The 22,908-nt window shown below is 54.1% G+C and carries 20 protein-coding genes; 15 read left to right on the top strand and 5 right to left on the bottom strand.

The window, feature by feature from the left end; all coding sequences use genetic code 11:
* Positions 1-328: 328 nt before the first annotated feature.
* The 8 genes from tig (at position 329) to AAEY27_RS16640 (ending at position 10,076) form a co-directional block, all read left to right on the top strand.
* Positions 329-1,627: a trigger factor gene (gene tig, locus AAEY27_RS16675; protein WP_342321871.1), complete on the top strand. Its 1,299-nt coding sequence runs from the start codon at positions 329-331 to the stop codon at positions 1,625-1,627.
* A gap of 288 nt (positions 1,628-1,915) precedes the next feature.
* The gene (gene clpP / locus AAEY27_RS16670) at positions 1,916-2,539 is read left to right on the top strand and encodes an ATP-dependent Clp endopeptidase proteolytic subunit ClpP (RefSeq protein WP_017458886.1); all 624 of its coding nucleotides are present in this window, start codon (positions 1,916-1,918) and stop codon (positions 2,537-2,539) included.
* Between the two features lie 129 nt (positions 2,540-2,668).
* Complete coding sequence (gene clpX / locus AAEY27_RS16665) at positions 2,669-3,943, top strand: ATP-dependent protease ATP-binding subunit ClpX (RefSeq protein WP_342321869.1); 1,275 nt, start codon at positions 2,669-2,671, stop codon at positions 3,941-3,943.
* 184 nt (positions 3,944-4,127) lie between these two features.
* Positions 4,128-6,482 (top strand): endopeptidase La, encoded by a 2,355-nt coding sequence (gene lon / locus AAEY27_RS16660; RefSeq protein WP_342321868.1) that lies wholly within the window; start codon positions 4,128-4,130, stop codon positions 6,480-6,482.
* A 209-nt stretch (positions 6,483-6,691) separates the two neighbouring features.
* Positions 6,692-6,964: a nucleoid-associated protein HU-beta gene (hupB, locus tag AAEY27_RS16655; protein WP_007373541.1), complete on the top strand. Its 273-nt coding sequence runs from the start codon at positions 6,692-6,694 to the stop codon at positions 6,962-6,964.
* 210 nt (positions 6,965-7,174) lie between these two features.
* Complete coding sequence (gene ppiD, locus AAEY27_RS16650; RefSeq protein ID WP_342321867.1) at positions 7,175-9,049, top strand: peptidylprolyl isomerase; 1,875 nt, start codon at positions 7,175-7,177, stop codon at positions 9,047-9,049.
* A gap of 148 nt (positions 9,050-9,197) precedes the next feature.
* Entirely contained in the window at positions 9,198-9,578 is a 381-nt protein-coding gene (locus AAEY27_RS16645) for a helix-hairpin-helix domain-containing protein (protein WP_342321866.1), read from the top strand.
* Between the two features lie 93 nt (positions 9,579-9,671).
* The gene (locus AAEY27_RS16640; protein WP_342321864.1) at positions 9,672-10,076 is read left to right on the top strand and encodes an acyl-CoA thioesterase; all 405 of its coding nucleotides are present in this window, start codon (positions 9,672-9,674) and stop codon (positions 10,074-10,076) included.
* Between the two features lie 192 nt (positions 10,077-10,268).
* On the opposite strand, the gene queC is transcribed toward AAEY27_RS16640, so the two are convergent.
* Together queC and AAEY27_RS16630 are read right to left on the bottom strand one after the other, a co-directional pair.
* Positions 10,269-10,964, bottom strand: coding sequence for a 7-cyano-7-deazaguanine synthase QueC (queC, locus tag AAEY27_RS16635; RefSeq protein WP_342321863.1), 696 nt, complete (start codon positions 10,962-10,964; stop codon positions 10,269-10,271).
* 66 nt (positions 10,965-11,030) lie between these two features.
* The gene (locus tag AAEY27_RS16630; RefSeq protein ID WP_342321862.1) at positions 11,031-12,728 is read right to left on the bottom strand and encodes an SgrR family transcriptional regulator; all 1,698 of its coding nucleotides are present in this window, start codon (positions 12,726-12,728) and stop codon (positions 11,031-11,033) included.
* A gap of 99 nt (positions 12,729-12,827) precedes the next feature.
* Here AAEY27_RS16630 and cof point away from each other — a divergent pair, with 99 nt between their 5' ends.
* Positions 12,828-13,646 (top strand): HMP-PP phosphatase, encoded by an 819-nt coding sequence (gene cof / locus AAEY27_RS16625; protein WP_342321861.1) that lies wholly within the window; start codon positions 12,828-12,830, stop codon positions 13,644-13,646.
* Between the two features lie 46 nt (positions 13,647-13,692).
* On the opposite strand, the gene AAEY27_RS16620 is transcribed toward cof, so the two are convergent.
* A complete protein-coding gene (locus AAEY27_RS16620) occupies positions 13,693-14,739 on the bottom strand; it encodes a PLP-dependent cysteine synthase family protein (RefSeq protein ID WP_342321860.1) in 1,047 nt (348 codons plus the stop codon).
* A 115-nt stretch (positions 14,740-14,854) separates the two neighbouring features.
* Here AAEY27_RS16620 and AAEY27_RS16615 point away from each other — a divergent pair, with 115 nt between their 5' ends.
* The 5 genes from AAEY27_RS16615 to amtB all read left to right on the top strand — a co-directional run bounded on the left by AAEY27_RS16615 (position 14,855) and on the right by amtB (position 20,813).
* Positions 14,855-15,313, top strand: a complete 459-nt coding sequence (locus tag AAEY27_RS16615; RefSeq protein ID WP_342321859.1) for an Lrp/AsnC family transcriptional regulator — start codon at positions 14,855-14,857, stop codon at positions 15,311-15,313.
* Between the two features lie 52 nt (positions 15,314-15,365).
* Complete coding sequence (locus AAEY27_RS16610) at positions 15,366-17,129, top strand: SmdA family multidrug ABC transporter permease/ATP-binding protein (protein WP_342321858.1); 1,764 nt, start codon at positions 15,366-15,368, stop codon at positions 17,127-17,129.
* Entirely contained in the window at positions 17,122-18,900 is a 1,779-nt protein-coding gene (locus AAEY27_RS16605; protein WP_342321857.1) for a SmdB family multidrug efflux ABC transporter permease/ATP-binding protein, read from the top strand. The genes AAEY27_RS16610 and AAEY27_RS16605 overlap by 8 nt, the downstream gene beginning before the upstream one ends.
* Before the next feature lie 256 nt (positions 18,901-19,156).
* Entirely contained in the window at positions 19,157-19,495 is a 339-nt protein-coding gene (gene glnK / locus AAEY27_RS16600) for a P-II family nitrogen regulator (protein ID WP_002891893.1), read from the top strand.
* A gap of 31 nt (positions 19,496-19,526) precedes the next feature.
* The gene (amtB, locus tag AAEY27_RS16595) at positions 19,527-20,813 is read left to right on the top strand and encodes an ammonium transporter AmtB (protein ID WP_342321856.1); all 1,287 of its coding nucleotides are present in this window, start codon (positions 19,527-19,529) and stop codon (positions 20,811-20,813) included.
* Positions 20,814-20,882: 69 nt separating this feature from the next.
* Here amtB and tesB read toward each other — a convergent pair whose 3' ends face one another.
* On the bottom strand, positions 20,883-21,743 hold the full coding sequence (tesB, locus tag AAEY27_RS16590) for an acyl-CoA thioesterase II (RefSeq protein ID WP_342321855.1): 861 nt from the start codon (positions 21,741-21,743) through the stop codon (positions 20,883-20,885).
* 216 nt (positions 21,744-21,959) lie between these two features.
* Between tesB and AAEY27_RS16585 the strand changes: the two genes are divergently transcribed.
* A complete protein-coding gene (locus AAEY27_RS16585) occupies positions 21,960-22,529 on the top strand; it encodes a YbaY family lipoprotein (RefSeq protein WP_342321853.1) in 570 nt (189 codons plus the stop codon).
* A 35-nt stretch (positions 22,530-22,564) separates the two neighbouring features.
* Here the strand turns inward: AAEY27_RS16585 and AAEY27_RS16580 are convergent, their stop codons facing one another.
* The gene (locus AAEY27_RS16580; RefSeq protein WP_342321851.1) at positions 22,565-22,876 is read right to left on the bottom strand and encodes an MGMT family protein; all 312 of its coding nucleotides are present in this window, start codon (positions 22,874-22,876) and stop codon (positions 22,565-22,567) included.
* Positions 22,877-22,908 lie beyond the last annotated feature (32 nt).

The following is a 22,908-nucleotide window of genomic DNA, read 5'->3' as shown; positions in this document are numbered from 1 at the left end:
CTTTTCCAGTATGTTGCATGCAGTTTATGTGAAAACGGCCTACGGGCCGTTTTGTTTTGTCTGAATTTTGAGCGAGAAACGCCCTTTTTTGAGCGAAATTGCTTCAGAAGTGTGAAAAATGACGCACCATTGCGACATTCCCGTTCTCGACTCATATCTGTGATGCCGCTATAATGCTGCGTCTTATTTTTCGGAATGTCTTCGGGATGATTCTGACGACAGGGAATGTATATCTGATTTGAGAGAACATCCCGGTTCTGCAAAGCGAAAAAAGGTTTGCTTCGCAGAGTAGAGTTGACCGAGCACTGTGATTTTTTGAGGTAACAAGATGCAAGTTTCAGTTGAAACCACTCAGGGCCTTGGGCGCCGTGTAACGATTACAATCGCTGCTGACAGCATCGAGACCGCTGTGAAGAGCGAGCTGGTCAACGTAGCGAAGAAAGTGCGTATTGACGGCTTCCGTAAGGGCAAAGTACCGATGACTGTTGTTGCTCAGCGTTATGGCGCCTCTGTTCGCCAGGATGTGCTGGGCGACCTGATGAGCCGCAACTTCATCGACGCGATCATCCAGGAAAAAATCAACCCGGCTGGCGCACCGAACTACGTTCCGGGCGAATACAAACTGGGCGAAGACTTCACTTACTCTGTTGAATTCGAAGTGTATCCGGAAGTTGAGCTGAAAGCGCTGGATACCATCGAAGTTGAAAAACCGGTTGTTGAAGTGACCGATGCTGATGTTGATACCATGCTCGACACCCTGCGTAAGCAGCAGGCGAACTGGAAAGACAAAGACGGCGCGGCTGACGCTGAAGACCGTGTTACCGTTGATTTCACCGGCTCTGTTGACGGTGAAGAGTTTGAAGGCGGCAAAGCCACTGATTTCGTACTGGCAATGGGCCAGGGTCGTATGATCCCGGGCTTCGAAGACGGTATCAAAGGCCATAAAGCGGGCGAAGAGTTCACCATCGACGTGACCTTCCCGGAAGAGTACCACGCAGAAAATCTGAAAGGTAAAGCGGCGAAATTTGTCATTAACCTGAAGAAAGTCGAAGAGCGTGAACTGCCGGAACTGACTGAAGAGTTCATCAAACGTTTCGGCGTTGAAGACGGTTCCGTTGCCGGTCTGCGCGCTGAAGTGCGTAAAAACATGGAACGCGAGCTGAAAGGCGCCGTGCGTAACCGTGTTAAATCTCAGGCGATTGATGGCCTGGTGAACGCTAACGAAATCGACGTTCCGGCTGCACTGATCGACAGCGAAATCGACGTCCTGCGTCGCCAGGCTGCACAGCGTTTCGGTGGCAACGAGAAACAAGCTCTGGAACTGCCGCGTGAACTGTTCGAAGAGCAAGCTAAACGCCGCGTTGTTGTTGGCCTGCTGCTGGGCGAAGTGATTCGTACCCACGAGCTGAAAGCGGACGAAGAGCGCGTTAAAGGCCTGATCGAAGAGATGGCTTCTGCGTATGAAGATCCGAAGGAAGTGATCGAGTTCTACAGCAAAAACAAAGAGCTGATGGACAACATGCGTAACGTCGCGCTGGAAGAACAAGCGGTTGAAGCGGTTCTGGAAAAGGCGAAAGTGACGGAAAAAGCCACTTCCTTTACTGAACTGATGAACCAACAGGCTTAATCGACTTCTGCGATAGCCAAAAGTAATAAGCCCGTCACCTGCTTGCTGGTGGCGGGCTTTTTTTATCGCATGAACGTTATCAGATCTGTGCTAAAAGCGTGTTTCAGTGTTAGCGTAACAGCAAAAGATTGTTATGCTTGAAATTAGACAATGTTATCCCCACTAAGGGATTAGTGACAGTAAAGACTCTGGCTGATAATCCGTCCGTGAGGGGTCATAGTCAGACCTCCATCACTCAAGTACAATCAGTACAGCAGGTTTGTTTATTTTTATATCCAGGAGACGGAAATGTCATACAGCGGCGAACGAGACAACTTTGCACCCCATATGGCTCTGGTGCCAATGGTTATTGAACAGACCTCACGTGGTGAGCGCTCTTTCGATATCTACTCCCGTCTTCTCAAGGAACGCGTAATTTTTCTGACCGGTCAGGTTGAAGACCACATGGCGAACCTGATTGTGGCGCAAATGCTGTTTCTCGAAGCGGAAAACCCGGAAAAAGACATCTATCTGTACATTAACTCTCCGGGTGGCGTAATTACCGCCGGAATGTCAATCTATGACACCATGCAATTTATTAAACCGGACGTCAGCACCATTTGTATGGGGCAGGCCGCGTCAATGGGCGCTTTCCTGCTGACGGCTGGCGCGAAAGGCAAGCGCTTCTGCCTGCCGAACTCACGTGTGATGATCCATCAACCGCTGGGCGGCTATCAGGGCCAGGCGACGGATATTGAAATCCACGCGCGTGAAATCCTGAAAGTGAAAGGGCGCATGAATGAACTTATGGCGCATCACACAGGTCAATCATTGGAGCAAATTGAACGCGATACAGAACGTGACCGCTTCCTTGCCGCGCAAGAAGCGGTAGAGTACGGGCTGGTTGATTCAATTTTAACCCATCGTAACTAATGCTCATCAGCATGTGCCGCTATACTATTCAGTTAGTGCAAGTGGCGTGATGCTTGAGTAAGGTTTTGCGCCTGGAATGGCATTTGCGTCGTCATGTGCGGCACAAAGAACAGATAAGAGGTTTTACTCATGACAGATAAACGCAAAGATGGTTCGGGCAAACTGTTGTACTGCTCTTTTTGCGGCAAAAGCCAGCATGAAGTGCGTAAGCTGATTGCCGGGCCGTCCGTGTATATCTGCGACGAATGTGTGGATCTGTGTAACGACATTATTCGCGAAGAGATTAAAGAAGTTGCGCCGCATCGCGAGCGCAGCGCGCTGCCGACCCCGCATGAAATCCGCCACCATCTCGATGACTATGTCATCGGCCAGGAACAGGCGAAAAAAGTGCTGGCAGTGGCGGTTTATAACCACTATAAACGCCTGCGCAACGGCGATACCAGCAATGGCGTCGAACTGGGCAAAAGTAACATTCTGCTGATCGGGCCGACCGGTTCCGGTAAAACGCTGCTTGCTGAAACGCTAGCGCGCCTGCTTGATGTTCCGTTCACCATGGCTGATGCTACCACGCTGACCGAAGCGGGTTACGTGGGTGAAGATGTGGAAAACATCATTCAGAAATTGCTGCAGAAGTGTGACTACGACGTGCAGAAAGCGCAGCGCGGGATTGTCTACATCGATGAAATCGACAAGATTTCCCGTAAGTCTGACAACCCGTCGATCACCCGCGATGTTTCCGGCGAAGGTGTACAGCAGGCACTGTTGAAATTGATTGAAGGCACCGTGGCTGCCGTTCCGCCGCAGGGGGGTCGTAAGCACCCGCAGCAGGAGTTCTTGCAGGTTGATACCTCCAAAATCCTGTTTATCTGTGGTGGTGCGTTCGCAGGCCTCGATAAAGTGATCTCTCATCGTGTTGAAACTGGCTCCGGCATTGGTTTTGGCGCAACGGTGAAAGGGAAATCTGAAAAAGCCAACGAAGGCGAGCTGCTGGCCCAGGTTGAACCGGAAGATTTGATCAAATTCGGTTTGATTCCTGAGTTCATCGGTCGTCTGCCGGTCGTGGCGACGCTGAGCGAACTGAGCGAAGAAGCGCTGATTCAGATCCTGAAAGAGCCGAAAAACGCGCTCACCAAGCAGTATCAGGCGCTGTTCAATCTGGAAGGTGTGGATCTGGAGTTCCGCGACGAAGCACTGGATGCTATCGCCAAAAAAGCGATGGCGCGCAAAACCGGCGCGCGTGGCCTGCGTTCTATCGTAGAAGCCGCTCTGCTCGATACCATGTATGACCTGCCGTCCCTGGAAGATGTCGAAAAAGTAGTGATTGATGAGTCGGTCATTGCCGGCCAAACCAAACCGCTACTGATTTATGGCAAACCGGAAGCGCAGCAGGCATCTGGCGAATAATTCATCAATTCATACAGTCAGTTAATCAAAAAGGGGGGATTTTATCTCCCCTTTTATTTTTCCGTATTCCCGCCGTTGAATGTGTGGGAAACATCCCCATATACTGCATTACATGTTAATGGTGCGTGTTGCACAGTCACGTCACCTTGATTACCTGGCGGACTTTAAACTAAGAGAGAGCTCTATGAATCCTGAGCGTTCTGAACGCATTGAAATCCCCGTATTGCCATTGCGCGATGTGGTGGTTTATCCGCACATGGTCATTCCGTTATTTGTGGGACGGGAAAAATCGATCCGTTGTCTGGAAGCGGCCATGGACCATGATAAAAAAATCATGTTGGTTGCGCAGAAAGAAGCGTCAACGGATGAGCCGGGTGTAAACGATCTTTTCACCGTCGGGACCGTGGCGTCTATTTTGCAAATGTTGAAACTGCCTGATGGCACTGTAAAAGTGCTGGTCGAGGGGCTTCAGCGCGCGCGCATCACTACCCTTGCCGATAATGGCGAACACTTCTCCGCGAAAGCGGAATATCTCGACTCGCCAGCGATTGACGAGCGCGAGCAGGAAGTGCTGGTTCGCACCGCTATCAGCCAGTTTGAAGGCTACATCAAGCTCAACAAAAAAATCCCGCCGGAAGTGCTGACGTCGCTGAACAGCATCGACGATCCTGCACGTCTGGCCGATACCATCGCTGCGCATATGCCGCTGAAATTGGCTGATAAGCAGTCCGTGCTGGAGATGTCCGACGTTAACGAACGTCTGGAATATCTGATGGCGATGATGGAGTCTGAAATCGATCTGCTGCAGGTTGAGAAACGCATTCGCAACCGCGTGAAAAAGCAGATGGAGAAATCCCAGCGCGAGTACTACCTGAATGAGCAAATGAAAGCTATTCAGAAAGAGCTGGGCGAGATGGACGACGCGCCGGACGAAAACGAAGCGCTGAAGCGTAAAATTGACGCGGCGAAAATGCCGAAAGAGGCGAAAGAAAAAGCCGAGTCTGAGCTGCAGAAGCTGAAAATGATGTCGCCGATGTCTGCGGAAGCAACCGTGGTGCGCGGCTATATCGAATGGATGGTGCAGGTTCCGTGGAACGCGCGCAGCAAGGTCAAAAAAGATCTGCGTCAGGCGCAGGACGTGCTGGATACCGACCATTACGGCTTAGAGCGTGTCAAAGACCGCATTCTTGAGTATCTTGCGGTTCAAAGCCGTATGAACAAGCTGAAAGGGCCGATTCTGTGTCTGGTTGGGCCGCCGGGGGTGGGTAAAACCTCTCTGGGTCAGTCTATTGCCAAAGCCACCGGACGTAAATACATCCGTATGGCGCTGGGCGGCGTGCGCGACGAAGCGGAAATCCGCGGTCACCGTCGTACTTACATCGGTTCTATGCCGGGCAAACTGATTCAGAAAATGGCAAAAGTGGGCGTTAAAAACCCGCTGTTCCTGCTCGATGAAATCGACAAAATGTCTTCTGACATGCGTGGCGATCCGGCTTCAGCGCTGCTGGAAGTGCTGGATCCAGAGCAGAACGTGGCCTTCAGCGATCACTATCTGGAAGTGGATTATGACCTCAGCGACGTAATGTTCGTTGCCACCTCTAACTCCATGAACATCCCGGCACCGCTGCTGGATCGTATGGAAGTGATTCGCCTCTCTGGTTACACCGAAGACGAAAAACTGAACATCGCTAAACGTCATCTGCTGACCAAGCAGATTGAACGTAATGCATTGAAAACGAGTGAATTGACGGTTGATGACAGCGCGATTGTCGGCATCATCCGTTATTACACCCGTGAAGCGGGTGTGCGTGGCCTGGAACGTGAAATCTCCAAACTGTGCCGTAAAGCCGTGAAACAGCTGTTGCTGGATCCGTCCCTGAAACACATTGAGATCAATGGCGATAACCTGCACGACTACCTTGGCGTTCAGCGTTTCGATTATGGTCGCGCGGACGACGAAAACCGTGTGGGTCAGGTTACTGGCCTGGCGTGGACGGAAGTGGGTGGTGATCTGCTGACCATCGAAACCGCCTGTGTGCCAGGTAAAGGTAAGTTGACTTACACCGGTTCACTCGGCGAAGTCATGCAAGAGTCTATCCAGGCGGCATTAACGGTGGTGCGTGCGCGCGCTGAAAAACTGGGTATCAACGGTGACTTCTACGAGAAACGCGATATCCACGTTCACGTGCCGGAAGGCGCGACGCCGAAAGATGGCCCGAGCGCTGGTATCGCAATGTGTACCGCGCTGGTTTCTTGCCTGACCGGTAACCCAGTTCGTGCAGATGTGGCGATGACGGGTGAAATCACCCTGCGTGGCCAGGTGCTGCCGATCGGTGGCCTGAAGGAAAAACTGCTGGCTGCGCATCGTGGCGGGATCAAAACGGTACTGATCCCTTACGAAAACAAGCGTGACCTTGAAGAAATTCCGGAAAACGTTGTAGCCGATTTGGACATCCATCCTGTGAAGCGTATCGAAGAGGTTCTTAGCCTCGCGCTACAGAATGAGCCGTTCGGAATGCAAGTCGCAACGGCAAAATAGTGACCTCGCGCAAAGTGCTTGGATAAATATAAGGCTGGTGAGTGATTTCGTACTTGCCAGTCTTTTTTTGTATAGCTAATTTAGATTGCTGATTGGGTGTGTCATCATCAACTGCTGTTGTAAGGGCATGACAGGCCTGATATAACTGCTGCGCGGTCGCACTGTGAAGGATTAGGTGCGATATAAATTATAAAGAGAGGAAGAGAAGAGTGAATAAATCTCAACTGATAGACAAGATTGCCGCAGGTGCTGATATTTCTAAAGCTGCTGCTGGGCGTGCGTTAGATGCTTTAATTGCTTCTGTTACTGAATCTTTGAAATCCGGGGACGACGTAGCACTGGTAGGTTTTGGTACTTTCGCGGTTAAAGAGCGTGCTGCCCGTACTGGTCGCAACCCTCAGACCGGTAAAGAAATCACCATTGCCGCAGCTAAAGTGCCTGGCTTCCGCGCAGGTAAAGCACTGAAAGACGCTGTAAACTGATTACTTTCCCTTAAGTGGGATGGTGGCAAAGTACAAGGGCGCATCGCGAGATGTGCCTTTTTTTATTGGTGCAAAGCTAATTTCTGCGAGTTAATGCGCGTTGCGGGCTAACAATTGCCCCGTTTTCTTGTCAAAATACGCGCTTACACGCAGCGGGCAACTTGAGCTGCCTGAGATCTACAGTCACCTACAGCGGAGTGTTGTTACACCATGATGGACAATTTACGCGCGGCGGCAAATCACGTCGTGCTCAAGATCATTCTGGGTTTGATTATCGTGTCATTCATTTTGACTGGCGTAGGTAACTACCTGATTGGCGGTAACAATAATTACGCCGCAAAAGTTAATGACCAGGAAATCGGTCGTTCCCAGTTTGAAAATGCGGTGACCAGTGAACGCAACCGTATGGTGCAGCAACTGGGAGATCAGTTCTCCGAGCTGGCCGCTAACGAAAACTACATGAAATCCGTACGCCAGCAGGTGCTCAATCGCATGATTGACGAAGCGCTGCTGGATCAATACGCCAAAAAACTGGACCTCGGCATCAGCGACGAGCAAGTGAAGAAAGCCATTTTCTCCACCCAGGCTTTTCAGTCTAACGGCAAATTCGATAACAACCGCTTCAACGCCATCGTCAATCAGATGGGCATGAACGCCGATCAATACGCGCAGGCGCTGCGCAACCAGTTAACCTCTCAGCAACTGATTAATGCCGTCGCCGGTACTGATTTTATGCTCAAAGGTGAGACTGACGAGCTGGCGGCGCTGGTCGCTCAGCAACGCGTCGTACGCCAGGCGGTGATTGACGTTAACGCCCTGGCAGCTAAACAAACCGCCAGCGACGATGAAATCGCCAGCTATTACGATCAGAACAAGAGCCGCTTTATTGCACCTGAGCAGTTCCGCGTAAGTTACATCAAGCTGGATGCGGCAGCGATGCAGGAAAACGCCACTGACGAGCAAATCCAGGCCTACTACGATCAGCATCAGGATCAGTTCACGCAGCCGCAGCGTAACCGCTACAGCATTATCCAGACGAAAACGGAAGATGAAGCGAAAGCCGTGCTCGACGAGCTGAACAAAGGTGCTGACTTCGCGACCGTGGCGAAAGCCAAATCCGCTGACATTATTTCTGCCCGTAACGGCGGCGATATGGGCTGGCTGGAAGAATCTACCACGCCGGATGAACTGAAAAACGCCGGTCTGAAAGAGAAAGGCCAGCTTTCTGGCGCGATCAAATCTTCTGTGGGTTACCTGGTTGCCCGCCTGGATGACGTTCAGCCTGCGGTGGTGAAACCGCTGAGCGAAGTGCGTGATGAACTTGCCGCGAAAGTGAAGCAGGAAAACGCGCTGGATGCCTGGTACGCGCTGCAACAGAAAGTGAGCGAAGCCGCGAGCAACGATAATGAATCTCTGGCCGGTGCTGAACAGGCTGCGGGAGTGAAAGCGGTGCAAACGGGCTGGTTCGGTCACGACAACCTGCCAGCAGAGCTGAACTTCAAACCGGTTAGCGACGCGATTTTCAACGGTGGCCTGGTAGGCCAAAACGGAGCGCCGGGTAGCAACTCCGATATCATCACTGTCGATGGCGACCGCGCATTTGTGCTGCGCATTACCGAGCATAAAGCGGAAGCGATCAAGCCGCTGGAAGAAGTGAAAGCGCAGGTCAGCGATATTGTGAAGCATAACAAAGCTGAGCAGCAGGCGAAGCTGGATGCCGACAAGCTGGTGGACGCGCTGAAAGCAGGTAAAGGCGATGAAGCCCTGAAAGCGGCTGGTCTGAGCTTCGGCGAAGCCAAAACGCTGGCGCGTGTTGGTCAGGATCCGGTAAGCCAGGCCGCGTTTAATCTGCCACTGCCAGCGAAAGACAAACCGTCCTTCGGCACCGCCAACGATCAGCAAGGCAACGTTGTGGTCATGGCGCTGGATGAAGTGAAACCAGGCACCATGCCGGACGCGCAAAAGAAAGCGATGGTACAAGGCATCACGCAGAATAACGCGCAGATCGCCTTCGAAGCGCTGATGAGCAACCTGCGTAAAGAAGCCAAAATCAAACTGGGCGATACCGCTGAACAACAGCAATAACGGGAACAACCTCCCAAAAAAAGAGTAACGCTCTGCAATCCTCAAAGGCCGCTTTCGCGGCCTTTTCCATTTCTTATTTTTGCCCTTTGTCTGTGTTCTCTGGCTTCGTTATTGTTCCTCTCGCGTTGAAAACAAAGGAGAAAACAGCATGAAATATGGAATCAGAGCACTCTTAATTACGATGACCATCGCCTGCGCGACACTGAGCCACGACGCGCTGGCGGCATCATCGGCGGGCGCTAAACCACCGGCGGTGCAGAGCAAAAGTGATACGGCGTCTTCATCGCAGGCCAAAGCGCAAGATGCAGCAAAAAGTGCCGAGGACGAGGGTGGTACGCGAATCAGCATTAACAGTGCAACGGCTGAAGAGTTGTCGAAAGTAATGAAAGGCGTCGGCATGAAAAAAGCACAGGCGATTGTCAGTTACCGGAACGAGTACGGTCCTTTCAAAACGGTGGAGGATTTGAAGCAGGTGCCAGGGATGGGAGGAACGTTGGTTGAGCGTAATCTGGCGAACCTAAAGCTGTAGAGTGCTTGCGTAGTCTCTAATGTTTGCCAGGATAAAGAGGTCATACCAGTATGGCCTCTGTCTCTATAACTATAACGGTAAGGTTAAAGCGCTATGCAAACGAAGATTAAAATCCGTGGTTACCATCTTGATGTTTACCAGCATGTGAACAATGCACGTTATCTGGAGTTCCTTGAGGAAGCTCGCTGGGACTGGCTGGATCACAGTGAAGGTTTCAAATGGATGCACGCGAATTACATCGGCTTCGCGGTGGTGAATATCAACATCAACTATCGCCGCCCGGTCGTGCTGGGCGATGTGATTACGGTGACCAGCAGTGTGGAGCACCTCAATAATAAAAGCGGCGTACTGAGCCAGGTCCTGACGCTGGATTCCACAGGCGATGTCGTGGCTGACGCGTTGGTGACCTTTGTTTGCCTCGATTTGAAAACCCAGAAAGCGCTGGCGCTGGAAGGGGAACTGCGGGAAACCCTCGAGGCGATAGGCCGCGAAGGGTAATTCTACACGTAGGCCGGATAAGGCAACGCCGCCATCCGGCGTAACAAGCAATGGAATTATTTCAGGTTTTGTAGGCCGGTACGCTTTATTCGCCGAATGGCGCTAAACGCTTATCCGGCCTACAAACCGAATGTGGAATATTCGTAGGCCGGATAAGGCAACCGCCGCCACCCGGCGTAACAGACGATAAAATTATTGCAGGCCGGTTTTCTGTTTCATCGCCGCCATTACACCGGTTTTATCCGCCAGGTAATGCTGCAAACCGTTGGCGCGCAGATTACAGGCCGCGCAATGGCCGCAACCGTCGCCTTTGATGCCGTTGTAGCAGGTCAGCGTCTCGCTACGTACCAGATCCAATGCCCCCCAATAATCGGCGAGCGCCCAGGTTTGTGCTTTATCAATCCACATCAGCGGCGTTTCGAAGCGGATCTCTTTTGCCAGCCCAAGGCTTACCGCGTGATTCAACGCTTTTACAAACTCATCACGGCAATCTGGATAGCCGGAAAAATCTGTTTCACAGACGCCGGTAATCACCGCTTGGGCTTGTACCTGATACGCATAAACCGCAGCCAGCGTCAGAAACAGAATATTGCGCCCTGGAACAAAGGTGTTTGGAATCCCGGTCGCGTCCGGTTCATAGTCCGGCACGGGAATGCTGTCACGCGTCAGGCTGCTGACCGCCAGTTCATTAAGCAGCGTGACATCCAGCACCTTATGCGCCCGCGCGCCGAGTTTCAGCGCCAGTTCGCGCGCCACGTCGATCTCGGCGCGGTGACGCTGACCATAATCAAACGTGACACAATGCACTTCGTCATACTGCTGCAACGCCTGAACTAGGCAGGTTGTGGAATCTTGTCCGCCACTGAACACGACAACGGCACGTTTCATAATTCTTCCCGACAATCACAAATAAAACGCTATGGTAGCGCGTGAGGTTAACACCGACCAGCTTCTTCACCGCGCTGGAGCAGGGAGCCAGGCTTCGGCAAAATCAAACCAGCCGCGCGTATTCAAATGAATTCCTTCAACACCAGGCGGTGCGCTAATACGGTACTGGTAATTAAACAGCGGTGTCAGGATGGCCTCATTCATCAGCGTATAAAACACATCTTTCAGCGCCCGGTTGCGCTCCGGCTCATCAGGCTGGCGCTGCACTGCATCCAGCGTCGCTTGCAGATGCGCAAACTGTGGCGCGCTCAACAAGTTCGGCCACAGCGGGTCACAGCGTAGCCACTGCTCAAGAGTATATTCCGGCGCTTCACCAATCAGCCTGTCGCCCATCATCAAGTCTGCTCCGGCAAACTGCGTGCAGCCTTCCCAGTTTTTGCTGTCATGGAAAATCACCGTTAATTCACAGCCGAGCGTCGCGAGATAGCGTTTAAGCTGTTCCGCCATGGTGTGCAGTTCCACCGGCAAATGGTAAAGCAGGGTGAGCTGTTTCGGCAGCACCACATCTTCAGCGGGCCACTCCGGCATATGCCAGCCCGGCAGCAATTCGCGGCTAGGGGTAATCAGGTTTTCCTCCAGCGGCAGCGTCTGCAATAGCGAAGTATGGTGAATAATCTGCACCAGGCTGCGTGCCTGAGCCGCGCTTAATCGCGCGCCGGGGCGCAAGGTGAGGTAACAAAAGCCGAGGCTGATACTGTTACTCACCGGCTGTAAATGCCGCAACTCATCCGGCTCGCCAATGGCAATCTGCACCGGGTGTCGGCAACTGGTGCCGAGATCCTGTTCGAACAGTTGCGGGGTTATCCAGTATTCCACGGCTTTTAACAGCGGGTGGCCAAGATGGTAATGCTCGTGGCTTTCCAGACGCACCAGTTCCCGGCTGAAGGTGACCAGGCGAAACGGCCCGGTACCGATTAGCGGATGGTGCGGGTGCGCCAGGCGGCTACCGTAGCTGGCGAGCCGGTGCGCCAGCCAGTAATCCGGGCGATGCAAGCGAAAGGTCAAACACCAGGGATGGGCTAACTCGATCGTTTCGACGCTGGCGAACAGTTTGCGAAGCGCCGGCAGGTCGAGTAATTGTTGCAGCCGCTCCAGCAATTGCCCGGCCGTCACGGTGTCGCCATTGTGCCAGTGCAACGTCGAATGCACATGAAAATTCCAGCACAGCCCGTCGTGACTGACATCCCAATGATGCGCCAAATCGCCCTGCGGCAAAAAACTGTGGTTGATAAAGCGGGTCAAGCCGCTAAAGATTTGCCCCGCCAAATGCTGCTCAGCACGTCCGGGCAGAAAGCCCGGTTGCAACGGTTCCAGCGAACGGTAATAGGGAATACGTAATGTTGGCGTTTCGTTTTGCCACAGCCCACCGAGAAATGGGTTCAGCAAGCTGCGCAGATCGTCGGGATCAAGTTGCGCCAACGCCAGCGCGTTTTGCTGTTGCCCGGCGTTCAGCGCCTGTTCCAGCATTTCGCTGCGTAGCGACTCCGGCGTCGCCAGGAAACGCAGCGTTCCACGCTTTCCTCGACCAGATTGCGACTGCCAGTTTAACCAGCCGGATGCCTGCATCTGGCGCAGCAATGTGCGCATATGCCGCTCGCTGCAAAAGCAGCGGCTGGCCAGTTCATTGATACTGGCGGATTGCGTTTCCCCGGCAGAAGGTTGCCAAAGACGCTGATACTGGTTAAGTCGGTTCAGTAATCTCATAACCCGGAACAATAATTCTCATCTATTCACTATTACTTCCGTATATACCACGCAATACTGGAACGCAACTTAACGATACTCACACCCGGAGAAGAAATCATGGCTCGTCTGGCCGCTTTTGACATGGATGGCACCCTGTTAATGCCCGACCATCGTTTAGGCGATCAAACGTTGGCAACGCTCCGCCGTTTGTACGAACGGGAAATCACGCTGGCGTTCGCCACCGGCCGACACGCGCTGGAGATGCAGTGGATCCTCAACAATATCGGGTTGGATGCGTTTCTTATCACCGGCAACGGGACGCGCATTCACTCAATGGAAGGTGAGGTTCTGTATCGCCAGGATTTAAACCCGGAAGTGGCCGAAATCGTCCTGCACAGCAAATGGGACACGCAGGCTTCCATCCATGTGTTTAATGATTCCGGCTGGTTGACGGACAAAGCACTGCCCGGCCCGTTACAAGCGCATGTTTACAGCGGCTTTCGTTACCGGCTTGCGGATCTCAAACGTTTACCCGCTCACGACGTTACCAAAATCTGTTTTCTTGGCGATCACGACGATCTGTGCCGCTTGCGTATCCAACTGAATGAGGTGCTGGGCGCGCGTGCGCATTTGTGTTTCTCGGCGATGGATTGTCTGGAAGTGCTGCCGATGGGCTGTAACAAAGGTTCGGCGCTGGCGGTACTCAGTACGACGCTCGGTTACACGCTGCAAGAGTGTATGGCGTTTGGTGATGCAATGAACGACCGCGAAATGCTTGAAAGCGTCGGCTACGGAATGATTATGGGCAACGCCATGCCGCAACTGCGCGCGGCACTGCCGAATTTACCGGTTATTGGGCATTGCCAGAATCAGGCAGTGTCACATTTTTTGACACACTGGCTGGATACACCGAATCTTCCTTATTCCCCCGAATGAAAAAGATTTTTCCAGCAAGCCGGGCGCCAAATCTGCCCGGCTTTTTTTATGCCATCAAATGTGCGATCTGCGCTTTCCACGGTTCAATATCACCCAGATTCGCCGCCACCCATTGCGGGTTGTAGTAGGTTTCCAGGTAGCGCTCGCCGCTGTCGCACAGCAGCGTGACGATGGAACCGCTGCGGCCCTCGTCGCGCATCCGTGCGGCAAGCTGTAACGCGCCCCACATATTGGTGCCGGTGGATGCGCCGACTTTGCGGCCGATTTGTGTTTCCAGCCATTGCGCAGTCGCCACGCTGGCTGCATCCGGCACGCGCAACATTTCATCCACCACATCGGCAATAAATGACGGCTCAACGCGTGGGCGGCCAATACCTTCGATTTTGCTACCCAGCGGGCTGCGCAGGCTGGCGTCGCGCTGCTGCCAGTAATCAAGAAACACTGAGTTTTCCGGGTCGACCACCATCAGTTGGGTGTCGTAACCCTGGCAGCGAATATAGCGGCCAATGGTTGCTGAAGTGCCGCCGGTTCCGGCGCTCATCACAATGTAATTCGGCACCGGATGCGGTTCGTTTTTCATCTGGCGGAAAATGCTGTCGGCAATATTGTTATTGCCGCGCCAGTCCGTTGCGCGTTCGGCAAAGGTGAACTGATCCATATAATGACCGTTCAGCTCTTTCGCCAGCCGCTCGGATTCGGCGTAAATCTCGCAGGCGCTGTCGACAAAATGGCAGCGACCGCCGTAAAACTCGATTTGCTCAATCTTGCGCTTCGCCGTGCAATACGGCATCACGGCGATAAACGGTAATCCCAGCAGGCGGGCGAACCAGGCTTCGGAAATGGCGGTGGAACCGGATGACGCTTCAATAATCGTCGTGCCTTCGTTGATCCAGCCATTGCATAAACCATACAGAAACAGCGAACGCGCCAGGCGGTGCTTCAGGCTGCCGGTGGGGTGTGTGCTTTCGTCTTTTAAATAGAGGTTGATGCCCGGAAAACCCGGCAGCATCAGGCGAATTAAGTGGGTATCCGCTGAACGCTGCGCGTCGGCGTTAATTTCGTTGATGGCGTATTTCACCCAGCTGCTTTTCATGGCCGTTTTCCATTTGTCATTTTGTGCCCAGTCTAGCGAAAGGCAAAGAAAAAAGGGTTGCCATTTCGCCTTTGGGTTAGACTCTTAAGAGAAAAATATTCTCCAGGAGCGCGCAATGTTAGACAAAATTGACCGAAAGCTGCTTTCTCTACTCCAGCAGGATTGTTCGCTCTCTTTGCAGGCGCTGGCAGATGCCGTTAATCTGACCACCACACCCTGCTGGAAACGTCTGAAACGCCTGGAAGATGACGGAATTTTACTCGGTCGCGTGGCGGTGCTGGATGCAGAAAAACTGGGCTTAAGCTTAACGGCGTTTGTACTGATTAAAACCCAACATCACAGCAGTGATTGGTATGGCCGTTTTGTCAGTGAAGTGACGCACATGCCAGAAGTGCTAGGCTTTTGGCGTATGGCAGGGGAGTACGATTACCTGTTGCGGGTCCAGGTGGCGGATATGAAACGCTATGATGATTTCTACAAGAAACTGGTTAACAGCGTGCCGGGTCTGTCAGATGTCACTTCTAGCTTCGCCATGGAACAGATAAAATACACCACGGCTTTGCCCATTGAATAACCCCCACGGCGGTTAACCGACCGCCGGAAAATCACGTTCAGGATGTAACCGCGTGCGATTATTTGCTCAGTTAGGCTGGTATTTTCGTCGGGAATGGCAACGCTATCTCGGTGCCGTCGCCTTACTTATCATTATTGCCATCTTGCAGTTAGTCCCGCCCAAAGTGGTGGGCATTGTTGTCGATGGCGTTACTCAACACCGCTTCACCAGCCAACAGGTGTGGATGTGGATTGCCGTGCTGGTGATCGTCGCGGTGGTCACGTATTTGCTGCGTTATGTCTGGCGCGTCTGGCTGTTTGGCGCGTCTTATCAATTGGCCGTCGAGCTGCGGGAAGATTTTTACCGCCAGCTTAGCCGCCAGCATCCGGAATTTTACCTGCGCCACCGCACCGGCGATTTAATGGCGCGCGCTACCAACGATGTCGACAGAGTGGTGTTTGCCGCCGGCGAAGGCGTGCTGACGCTGGTGGATTCACTGGTGATGGGCTGCGTGGTGCTGATCGTGATGTCCACGCAAATCAGTTGGCAGTTAACTCTGTTGTCGCTGTTACCGATGCCGATCATGGCGCTGGTCATCAAGCGTTACGGCGATCAACTGCACAACCGCTTCAAAGCCGCGCAGGCGGCGTTTTCGTCGTTAAACGATCGCACCCAGGAGAGTATGACCAGTATTCGCATGATTAAAGCGTTTGGCCTGGAAGATCGCCAGTCGGCGTTGTTCGCGAGCGAAGCAGCCGATACCGGCGCAAAAAATATGCGCGTCGCCCGCGTCGATGCGCGTTTTGATCCGACGATTTATATCGCCATCGGCATGGCGAACATGTTGGCGATTGGCGGCGGTAGCTGGATGGTGGTGAATGGCACTCTGACGCTCGGTGAATTAACCAGTTTCACTATGTATCTGGGGTTGATGATTTGGCCGATGTTGGCGCTGGCGTGGATGTTTAACATCGTCGAACGCGGCAGCGCGGCCTACAGCCGTATTCGCGACATGCTGGCGGAAGCGCCGGTGGTCAATGATGGCAGCGAATCGGCGCCCGCCGCGCGCGGTACGCTGACTATTGCGATTCGCGAATTTAGCTACCCGCAGACGCACGCCCCAGTGTTGAGCAATGTCAGCGCGACGCTGGAACCCGGTCAGATGCTGGGCATTTGTGGCCCAACCGGCGCCGGGAAAAGTACGCTGCTGTCGCTGATTCAGCGCCATTTCGATGTCGATAATGGCGATATTCGTTTTCACGATATTCCGTTACAACGCCTCAAACTCGATACCTGGCGCAGCCGCCTGGCAGTGGTAAACCAGACGCCATTTTTATTCTCCGATACCGTCGGCAGCAATATTGCGCTCGGCAAACCGGGGGCGACACAGGAAGAGATCGAACATGTGGCGAAACTCGCCAGCGTGCATGATGACATTCTGCGCCTGCCGCAAGGTTACGACACCGAAGTGGGCGAGCGCGGCGTGATGCTCTCCGGCGGGCAAAAACAGCGTATTTCCATTGCCCGCGCGCTGTTGCTCAACGCCGAAATCTTGATCCTTGATGACGCGCTATCGGCGGTGGATGGGCGCACCGAACACCAGATTTTGCATAACCTGCGCCAGTGGGGCGAAGGACGTACCGTGATTATCAGCGCGCACCGCCTGTCTGCGCTGACCGAAGCCAGTGAGATTATCGTTATGCAACATGGTCATATCGCCCAGCGCGGTCAACATGAACAGCTTGCGCGCCAGCCGGGTTGGTATCGCGATATGTATCGCTACCAGCAACTGGAAGCCGCGCTGGATGATACGCCGCAGGAGGACGCCGATGCGTAATTTCACCCGCCAGTGGCCAACCCTGAAACGTTTGCTGGTCTACGGCAAACCGTGGCGCAAACCGCTGATCAAAGCGGTGCTGATGTTGTGGGTCGCGGCAATCGCCGAAGTCTCTGGCCCGGCGCTGATCAGTTATTTCATCGATAACATGGTGGCGAAAAGCTATTTGCCGGTGGCGCTGGTGGCGGGTTTAGCGGCGGTCTATATCGGTCTGCAACTGCTGGCGGCGCTGCTGCATTACGCGCAAGCCTTGCTGTTTAACCAGGCGGCGGTTGGCGTGGTGCAACAATTGCGCACCGATGTGATGGATGCCGCGCTGCGCCAGCCGCTGAGCGAATTTGATACCCAGCCGGTTGGGCAGATTATCTCCCGCGTGACCAACGACACCGAAGTGATCCGCGACCTCTACGTCACCGTGGTCGCGACCGTGCTGCGCAGTGCGGCGCTGATTGGCGCGATGCTGGTCGCTATGTTCAGCCTCGACTGGCGCATGGCGCTAGTGGCGATGGCGATTTTCCCGGCCGTGCTGATCGTGATGCTGATTTACCAGCGCTACAGCACGCCGATTGTGCGCCGGATGCGCGCCTATCTTGCTGACATCAACGACGGTTTTAACGAAATCATCAACGGCATGAGCGTTATCCAGCAGTTTCGCCAGCAGGCGCGTTTTGGCGAGCGCATGGGCGACGCCAGCCGCTCGCATTATCTGGCGCGCATGCAAACCCTGCGCCTCGACGGCTTTCTGCTGCGCCCGCTGTTGAGCCTCTTTTCCGCGTTGGTGCTGTGTGGGCTGCTGATGCTGTTTGGTTTCTCTTCTGTCGGTACGGTGGAAGTCGGGGTGCTGTATGCCTTTATCAGCTATCTTGGCCGCCTGAATGAACCGTTGATTGAGCTGACGACGCAGCAGTCGATGTTGCAACAGGCGGTGGTCGCCGGTGAGCGCGTCTTTGAACTGATGGACAGGCCGCGCCAGACCTACGGTGATGATCAGACGCCGTTAAAAAGCGGGGCGATTGATATCGACAATGTCTCGTTTGCTTATCGCGAAGCTCAACTGGTGTTGCAGGACATCTCTTTGCAGGTCGCGCCGCGCAGTTTTGTCGCGCTGGTCGGGCACACTGGTAGCGGGAAAAGCACCCTCGCCAGTCTGTTAATGGGCTATTACCCGCTGACAAAAGGCGAGATCCGCCTCGACGGACGTCCGCTCTCCGCGCTGGGGCATTCAGTACTGCGCAAAGGGGTGGCGATGGTTCAGCAGGATCCGGTAGTGATGGCGGACAGCTTCTTCGCCAACGTCACGCTGGGGCGTGATATCAGTGAGGAGCAGGTATGGCAGGCGCTGGAAACCGTGCAACTGGCGCATCTGGCTCGCGCCATGAGCGACGGTATCCATACGCGGCTGGGCGAGCAGGGCAACAATCTCTCCGTTGGACAGAAACAGTTGCTGGCGCTGGCGCGCGTATTGGTCGACGCGCCGCAGATCCTGATCCTTGATGAAGCAACGGCGAATATCGACTCCGGTACCGAGCAGGCGATTCAGCACGCGCTGGCGGCGGTGCGTGAGCACACGACACTTGTGGTGATCGCGCACCGTTTGTCGACCATTGTCGAGGCAGAAACCATTCTGGTGCTGCACCGTGGGCAGGCGGTTGAGCGGGGGACGCATCAACAATTGCTGGCTGCGAAAGGCCGTTATTTCCAGATGTATCAACTGCAATTAGCGGGTGAAGAGCTGGCGGCCAGCGAGCGTGAAGAGTCATTGATCGCGTAATGCACCAAAATTAAGCACCTGGCCAACAGTAACCTCTGTTGGTGCAAAAATGTAACGCATCATGCACTGTCATGGTGCGTTTTTCGTTGTTGGGAACATTCCGAACGGCAGCCCTGTATTTTTCTGCGTCATCCATTCCTTGCCCCTTCTCCACCCTGCGCTGAAATCGACGCGCTTTTCACTTTTGGCACACCGCTTGCAATACCTCCTGCGTGTTAGCTGCGGCCATTATCGAATTTCGACTGGAGAAGAATGTATGAAGCTGGTTACCGTGGTGATTAAACCATTCAAACTCGAAGACGTTCGTGAAGCACTGTCTTCTATAGGTATTCAAGGGCTGACCGTGACCGAAGTGAAAGGCTTCGGGCGTCAGAAGGGTCACGCCGAGCTATACCGTGGTGCGGAATATAGCGTCAATTTCCTGCCAAAAGTGAAAATTGATGTGGCGATCGCTGACGATCAGCTTGATGAAGTCATTGATGTCATCAGCAAAGCGGCCTACACCGGAAAAATTGGCGACGGTAAAATTTTCGTTGCCGAACTGCAACGCGTCATTCGTATTCGTACCGGCGAAGCCGACGAAGCGGCACTGTAATACCTGGCACACAGTGATAGGGATTGGAACAATGAAAAACACAACATTAAAAACAACGCTTGCAACGCTCGCTCTGTTGCCTGGCCTTGCAATGGCGGCTCCCGCTGTCGCCGATAAAGCCGATAACGGTTTTATGATGATCTGCACCGCGCTGGTGCTGTTCATGTCAATTCCAGGTATTGCTCTGTTCTACGGCGGCCTGATCCGCGGTAAAAACGTGCTTTCCATGCTGACGCAGGTTGCTGTTACCTTCGCGCTGGTCTGCATTCTCTGGGTGGTTTATGGCTACTCGCTGGCGTTCGGCGAGGGCAACAGCTTCTTCGGCAGCTTCAACTGGGCGATGCTAAAAAACATCGAACTGACCGCCGTGATGGGCAGCATCTATCAGTACATTCACGTCGCGTTCCAGGGCTCTTTCGCCTGTATTACCGTCGGGCTGATTGTCGGTGCGCTGGCTGAACGTATTCGTTTCTCCGCCGTGCTGATTTTTGTGGTGGTGTGGCTGACGCTCTCTTATGTGCCGATTGCGCACATGGTGTGGGGTGGCGGTCTGCTGGCAGCCCACGGCGCGCTGGATTTCGCAGGCGGTACCGTTGTGCACATCAACGCCGCTATCGCGGGCCTGGTCGGTGCCTACCTGATTGGCAAACGTGTGGGCTTTGGCAAAGAAGCGTTTAAACCGCATAACCTGCCGATGGTCTTCACCGGTACCGCAATCCTGTATGTTGGCTGGTTCGGCTTCAACGCCGGTTCTGCGGGTTCCGCTAACGAAATCGCTGCGCTGGCGTTCGTGAACACCGTTGTTGCGACCGCTGCCGCCATCCTCGCCTGGGTGTTCGGTGAGTGGGTGGTGCGCGGTAAACCGTCACTGTTGGGCGCATGCTCCGGTGCCATCGCTGGCCTGGTCGGTATCACCCCGGCGTGTGGTTATGTCGGTGTTGGCGGCGCGCTGATTGTCGGCCTGGTTGCCGGTCTGGCGGGTCTGTGGGGTGTGACGGCGCTGAAACGTATGCTGCGCGTTGACGACCCCTGTGACGTGTTCGGTGTGCACGGCGTGTGCGGTATCGTGGGTTGTATCTTGACCGGTATCTTCGCCTCGACTTCACTGGGCGGCGTGGGCTTCGCAGAAGGCGTGACCATGGGCCATCAAGTGCTGGTGCAGCTGGAAAGTATCGCCCTGACTATCGTGTGGTCCGGTGTTGTGGCCTTTATCGGTTACAAACTGGCTGACATGACCGTGGGTCTGCGTGTACCGGAAGATCAAGAGCGTGAAGGCCTGGACGTCAACAGCCACGGCGAAAACGCCTACAACGCCTGATCCTGTTTGAGTTAACTCCTGAGCATAAAAAAGCCTCCAAATCTGGAGGCTTTTCCTTTTGGGGCGGCGTTAACTGCGGTTACGCATCACGCCTTCCTGCACGCTGGAGGCGACCAGCACACCATCCTGCGTATAAAACTCACCGCGCACAAAACCGCGTGCACTCGACGCCGACGTGCTCTCCACGCTGTAAAGCAGCCACTCGTTCATATTAAACGGGCGGTGGAACCACATGGAGTGGTCGATCGTCGCGACCTGCATACCGCGTTCCAGGAAACCCACACCGTGCGGCTGCAATGCCACCGGCAGGAAGTTGAAGTCCGACGCGTAACCCAGCAGATACTGATGAATGCGGAAATCCTCTTCCACTACGCCATTGGCGCGGATCCATACCTGGCGCAGCGGATCGGCGACATGGCCTTTCAGCGGGTTATGGAACTCGACCGGGCGGATCTCCAGCGGTTTATCGCTGAGGAACTTCTCTTTCACGCCTGGCGGCAGCAGATGGGAGAGATCGCGGGCGATCTCCGTTTCAGACTTCAGCGAATCCGGCGCAGGCGCAGGCGGCATGGTTTTCTGATGTTCGTAGCCCGGTTCCGGTGCCTGGAACGAGGCCGTCATATAGAAAATCGGTTTCCCGTTCTGGATTGCCGCCACGCGGCGGGCGCTAAAACTGTTGCCATCGCGCAGCACTTCCACGTCATAAACAATCGGTTTTTGGCTGTCGCCTGGGCGCAAGAAATAGCTGTGGAAGGAGTGAACCAAACGGTCGGCGGGAACCGTCTCTTTCGCAGCATACAGCGCCTGACCCACCACCTGGCCACCAAAGACCTGGCGTAAGCCTAAGTCTTCACTCTGCCCACGAAACAGACCCTCTTCAATTTTTTCCAGATTTAATAATGCCAGCAGATTAGATAGCGCCTGACTCATAGATTTCCTCAAATAAATAACGGCTGACCGCGCGAATTATCGGATGAGTATAACCTGGAAAAGTGAGTGGTCGGATGGGTGCAATAATCTGAATGAAAGGGCGTTTACAGGAATATATCGGGCATCTGTGCCACACTTGTTCAGGTTACGATGGTTTAGCCACACACATCTGGCGGGCGCTACGCCTGCTGGTGCATTGAAGATAAGGAGAAATCAATGAAACTCGTGCACATGTTAAGTGGTTTAGCAGTCGCAGTCGCGTTATCTGCTTGCGCCCAAAAAGGCAGTGATATCCCGACGCCTGCCCCTAACCCGAATGCGCCTGCAGCAACCAATAAACCGGCGATTACGCAACCGAGCGTGACGGGTTCCGTTTGGATCCGCCAGAAAGTGGCGCTGCCGCCGGATGCGGTATTAACCGTGACGGTTTCTGATGCATCGCAGGCGGATGCGCCGTCGAAAGTGCTGGCGCAAAAAGCGGTACGTACCGAAGGTAAACAGGCGCCGTTTAGCTTTGTGTTGCCGTTTAACCCGGCCGACATTCAGCCGAACGCCCGTATCCTGCTGAGCGCGGCGATCACCGTCGACGATAAGATGGTCTTTATCACCGATACGGTTAAGCCGGTTATCAACCAGGGCGGTACCAAAGTTGACCTGACGCTGGTACCGGTACAGCAAACCGCCGTACCGCTGCAACAGAGCGGTGGCGCGCCAACCACTGTGCCGTCAACGTCGCCAACGCAGGTTAACCCGTCTGAAGCCACCCCGGCCCCGACACAGTACTAATGTGTTCGCGCTCCTCTCTTTGCGGAGAGGAGCCTTTAGTAAACCCAGCGGTAATGTTGTAAATCAATTTGCCCGCTTCCCGACACGACAATCCCCTCTGCCAGTAAAGCCTGCCGTTGACGCTGTAAATCCGGCCCGGTCAGCGAAATGCGGCCATGACGATTCACCACCCGATGCCACGGCAGTGTGCTGCCTTCTGGCAAGCGTTTGAGCACGCCGCCAACTTGCCGCGCCGCCCGCGGCGATCCGGCCAGTTTTGCCACATCACCGTAAGTCGTGACATAGCCTTCCGGTATGGCGGCAACAATTTGCCAAACCCGTTGTGGGAAAGAATCCTGCGTATCCATAACCTTGTCCTGAAGGGAGAAGGGGCAGCATA

Source organism: Kosakonia sp. BYX6 (assembly GCF_038449125.1).
GTDB classification, from domain to species: domain Bacteria; phylum Pseudomonadota; class Gammaproteobacteria; order Enterobacterales; family Enterobacteriaceae; genus Kosakonia; species Kosakonia calanthes.
The sequence above is the reverse complement of the archived record's forward strand: the minus strand, read 5'-3'. Positions and strand labels throughout refer to the sequence as shown.

What these genes read in the sequence shown, in the direction of transcription:
- tig (WP_342321871.1), top strand. Translation starts at nt 329, where the DNA reads ATGCAAGTTTCAGTTGAAACCACTCAGGGCCTTGGGCGCCGTGTAACG.
- clpP (WP_017458886.1), top strand. Translation starts at nt 1,916, where the DNA reads ATGTCATACAGCGGCGAACGAGACAACTTTGCACCCCATATGGCTCTG.
- clpX (WP_342321869.1), top strand. Translation starts at nt 2,669, where the DNA reads ATGACAGATAAACGCAAAGATGGTTCGGGCAAACTGTTGTACTGCTCT.
- lon (WP_342321868.1), top strand. Translation starts at nt 4,128, where the DNA reads ATGAATCCTGAGCGTTCTGAACGCATTGAAATCCCCGTATTGCCATTG.
- ppiD (WP_342321867.1), top strand. Translation starts at nt 7,175, where the DNA reads ATGATGGACAATTTACGCGCGGCGGCAAATCACGTCGTGCTCAAGATC.
- AAEY27_RS16645 (WP_342321866.1), top strand. Translation starts at nt 9,198, where the DNA reads ATGAAATATGGAATCAGAGCACTCTTAATTACGATGACCATCGCCTGC.
- AAEY27_RS16640 (WP_342321864.1), top strand. Translation starts at nt 9,672, where the DNA reads ATGCAAACGAAGATTAAAATCCGTGGTTACCATCTTGATGTTTACCAG.
- queC (WP_342321863.1), bottom strand. Translation starts at nt 10,964, where the DNA reads ATGAAACGTGCCGTTGTCGTGTTCAGTGGCGGACAAGATTCCACAACC.
- AAEY27_RS16630 (WP_342321862.1), bottom strand. Translation starts at nt 12,728, where the DNA reads ATGAGATTACTGAACCGACTTAACCAGTATCAGCGTCTTTGGCAACCT.
- cof (WP_342321861.1), top strand. Translation starts at nt 12,828, where the DNA reads ATGGCTCGTCTGGCCGCTTTTGACATGGATGGCACCCTGTTAATGCCC.
- AAEY27_RS16620 (WP_342321860.1), bottom strand. Translation starts at nt 14,739, where the DNA reads ATGAAAAGCAGCTGGGTGAAATACGCCATCAACGAAATTAACGCCGAC.
- AAEY27_RS16615 (WP_342321859.1), top strand. Translation starts at nt 14,855, where the DNA reads ATGTTAGACAAAATTGACCGAAAGCTGCTTTCTCTACTCCAGCAGGAT.
- AAEY27_RS16605 (WP_342321857.1), top strand. Translation starts at nt 17,122, where the DNA reads ATGCGTAATTTCACCCGCCAGTGGCCAACCCTGAAACGTTTGCTGGTC.
- glnK (WP_002891893.1), top strand. Translation starts at nt 19,157, where the DNA reads ATGAAGCTGGTTACCGTGGTGATTAAACCATTCAAACTCGAAGACGTT.
- amtB (WP_342321856.1), top strand. Translation starts at nt 19,527, where the DNA reads ATGAAAAACACAACATTAAAAACAACGCTTGCAACGCTCGCTCTGTTG.
- tesB (WP_342321855.1), bottom strand. Translation starts at nt 21,743, where the DNA reads ATGAGTCAGGCGCTATCTAATCTGCTGGCATTATTAAATCTGGAAAAA.
- AAEY27_RS16585 (WP_342321853.1), top strand. Translation starts at nt 21,960, where the DNA reads ATGAAACTCGTGCACATGTTAAGTGGTTTAGCAGTCGCAGTCGCGTTA.
- AAEY27_RS16580 (WP_342321851.1), bottom strand. Translation starts at nt 22,876, where the DNA reads ATGGATACGCAGGATTCTTTCCCACAACGGGTTTGGCAAATTGTTGCC.